This is a genomic window from Acidovorax sp. HMWF029, assembly GCF_003060895.1.
Taxonomy (GTDB): domain Bacteria; phylum Pseudomonadota; class Gammaproteobacteria; order Burkholderiales; family Burkholderiaceae_C; genus Acidovorax.
The window spans coordinates 1-3,212 of record NZ_QAIH01000116.1 but is presented as its reverse complement, the minus strand read 5'-3'; the positions used below and the strand labels follow the sequence as shown (position 1 = coordinate 3,212).

4 protein-coding genes are annotated in these 3,212 nt (G+C 68.8%); all 4 read left to right on the top strand.

Going from position 1 to position 3,212, the window contains the following annotated elements; all coding sequences use genetic code 11:
* Positions 1–136: 136 nt before the first annotated feature.
* Complete coding sequence (locus tag DBR12_RS08020; protein ID WP_108616768.1) at positions 137–616, top strand: VOC family protein; 480 nt, start codon at positions 137–139, stop codon at positions 614–616.
* Between the two features lie 5 nt (positions 617–621).
* Entirely contained in the window at positions 622–1,281 is a 660-nt protein-coding gene (locus tag DBR12_RS08015; protein WP_108616767.1) for a response regulator transcription factor, read from the top strand.
* Positions 1,278–2,633 carry a HAMP domain-containing sensor histidine kinase gene (locus DBR12_RS08010; protein WP_108616766.1) on the top strand — a complete coding sequence of 452 codons (1,356 nt, stop codon included), beginning with the start codon at positions 1,278–1,280 and terminating at the stop codon, positions 2,631–2,633. The genes DBR12_RS08015 and DBR12_RS08010 overlap by 4 nt, the downstream gene beginning before the upstream one ends.
* 100 nt (positions 2,634–2,733) lie before the next feature.
* Positions 2,734–3,212, top strand: a 479-nt coding sequence (locus DBR12_RS08005) for a serine hydrolase (protein ID WP_146185499.1), incomplete at its 3' end; no start/stop codon positions are given.

Below are 3,212 nucleotides of genomic sequence, written 5' to 3'. Positions count from 1 at the left end.
CGTCAGTGCCGTTCTACCCCACCAATAGCTGCCCATCCAACCCTACCGCCCCCACTCAGCGCAGCGGCGTGCCGTGCCCCCCAGGCCCTCAAAGGGCCCATGAGAAAATCCCCCCTTCGCCGCTCCCGCCCCTTCCATGCAACTCACATTCAGCCACGTCGATGTCTTGGTCCTGAATCTGGAGGAGGCCTGTGCCTACTACCAGGCGGTGCTGAATGCGCAGATCTCCCGCACATTGGTGTGGGAGCGCGATGGGCTGCATGTGCGCTACGCCATCGCGCGCATGGGGGCGGAGCGGTTCATGCTGGTGCAACCGCTGGCGGGCAACCTCAAGGAGCTGCTGGACACCCACGGGGACGGCACCATCTACCGCCATTGCTACAGCACGCCCGACATTGAGGTGGCCTATGACGAGCTGGTGGCCCGTGGTGTGCAGCCCGAGGACGAGAACGGCAAGCCCCTGGCCCGCGACCAGTTAGGTGCGCCAGGGGGCAACCGCATCCTGTGGCTGCCCCGGCGGTTCGGAAACTTCTCCATCGAGCTGCTGGAGCAAGCCAGCCTTGAACAGTTCATCGCCGATGCCTTTGCGGGCGCTGAAACCGGCGCGGCGCGCTGAGCCCCATGCACATCCTGCTGATTGAAGACGACCTGGACCTGGGGGCTTCGCTGGTGCGGGCGCTGCAGCAGGACGGCTTCACCGTGCAATGGCTGCGCCGCGCCCACGATGCGCCCTTGCAACTGGACGACCCGGGCTGCAGCGCCGTTCTGCTGGATCTGGGCCTACCCGATGGCAGTGGCATGGAGCTGCTGCGCCGCTGGCGCCGTGCCCGGGCAGCTGCGCCGGTGCTGGTGATCACGGCCCGCAGTGCGCTGCAAGACCGGCTGGGTGGCCTGGACGCGGGCGCCGACGACTACCTGGTCAAGCCCTTCGACATCCCCGAGCTGCTGGCGCGGCTGCGCGCTGTGCTGCGGCGCACGGCCGCGCAGTCGGGCGAGCAGTGGCAGTTTGGGGCCCTGAGCGTGTGGCCCCGCAAGTGCCAGGCCCAGCTGGGCGGGCAGCCGCTGGAGCTAACGCCGCGCGAGTTTCAGCTGCTGCTGGCGCTGGCCCAGGGCGGTGGCGATGTGGTGCCCAAGCGCACGCTGGCCCAGCGCCTGGAGCCCCTGGGCGACCCGATGGATACGGCAGCGCTGCAGGTGCACATCAGCAACCTGCGGCGCAAGATCGGCACCGAGCGCGTGGGCACCCTGCGGGGCGTGGGCTACTGGCTGGAGTCGGTGTGAAGAAAACCCTGGGCCGTCGGCTGGTGGCAGCGTTGCTGCTGGCGTTTGCGCTGATCAGCGTGCTGGTCATCGCGATGAACTACTGGAACGCCCGGACGGAGCTGGACAGGCAATCCAGCGCTGCACCTCTGGCTTCGGTGTTGATCAAGTCGCTGGATGCGCTGGACGATGCCGAAGCCGCCACCGCCGTGCTGCAGGCGTTCATCGCCGAACTGAACCGCGTCCGGCAGGAGGTGGTCCCTGGCGGCGGCAACGTCTCTGTCCTACTGGAACGCCATGATGGTGGCACCGTGTACGAAAGTGGCCGCGACCTGCGCAACCAGTCAGCCCCCACCGGCCTGAGCCGCCTGGATATCGATGGCCATCCCCATGTGGCCTATAGCGCCCAAGGGCAGCGCTGGAACCTGATGGTGCTGGAACCCCTGCTCACCGACATGGAACTGCTGGAGTGGCTGCTGGGCGAGGTGGGGATGTCGCTGCTGATCGCCCTGCCCGTGCTGCTGCTCACGCTGTGGCTGGCCGTGCGCAGCGGCTTGCGGCCCCTGCGCCAGTTCTCGCAGCGCATCGAGGCGCTGGACACGCGGCGCGACCTGCAGCCGCTGGGTGCGGACCTGCGCTATGCCGAGCTGCAACCGCTGGGCCGCGCCTTTGATGCCTTGCTGGCGCGCCTGCGCGAGCACCTGGCGCTGGAGCGCGCCTTTGTACACGACGCCGCCCACGGGCTGCGCACGCCGTTGGCGGCTTTGTCCGCACAAGCGCATGTGCTGCTCGGCAGCCAGGACGAAGCCAGCCGCGCTGCTGCCGCCCAGGCGCTGCAGCAAGGCCTGCAACGCACGGCCCACCTGGGCCAGCAGCTGCTGGACCTGTCGGCGCTCGACCCCACCCGCAGCGGCGATGCGCAGGACATTGATGTGTGCGAACTGGCGGCAGACGTGCTGCTGGACGCCCATGCCGACGCAAAGCGCCGCAACGTCACCCTCGCACTGGAAGGCCCGGAGTCGCTGGCCTGGCATGGCGAGCCGCTGCCGCTGCAGTCCATCCTGCAGAACCTGGTGGACAACGCGCTGCGCTACGGCGCCACGCGGGTGGAACTGTCGATAGAGCAGAACCACGGCGGCATCAGGCTGGCGGTGCGCGACAACGGGCCGGGCATTGCCCCGGCGCTGCGCGCGCAGGTGTTCGAGCGCTTCTGGCGCGGCACGGGCCACGACGAACCCGGCACGGGCCTGGGCCTGGCCATCGTGGCCCAGGCGGCCGAGCGCCTGCATGCGCGCCTTTGGCTGGACGAGGGACTGGACGGGCGGGGCGTGGGTTTTGTGCTGGACCTGGGTGGCATGCAGCCGGGCAGCTGAGAGGGTGCGCAAGGGGGCCGCCCTGCGCGTTTCTTTAGGGAATCTTTAGGGCACCGTTTTCAGAATCGGCGGCTTCTTCTGATTCTGAAAAAGCCCCGGCATGACCCCCTGCACAACCCCGCACCTCACCCGCCGCAGCGCCCTTAGTTCGGCGCTGGCCCTCACATCCCTCACCCTGCTGGGCGCCTGTGGCGGCGCTGAAGGCGATGAGCTGCGCGACCCCCGCCTGCTGCTTGAAAACCAGGCCCTGCGCGAACGCGCCCAGGCCGCCGTGGATGTGGGCCTGGTGGGCGCCGTGTTTGGCAGCCAGCACGACAGCGCCGACAAGCTCTATCTGGGTGCGGCCGGGAAAGCCCGCCTGAAGGGCGAGGCCATGACGGGCAACGAATCCTTCCAGCTCGCATCCCTGTCCAAAGCCATGACCGCCGCCCTGGTGGCCCACTGGGTGGAACAAGGCAAGCTGCGCTGGGACAGCCGCCCCACCGACCTGCTGCCCGAAGCAGCCGCCAAGCAGCACCCTGCCTACGCCAACGCCACCCTGGCGCAGCTGCTGGACCACCGCAGCGGCCTGCCCACCTT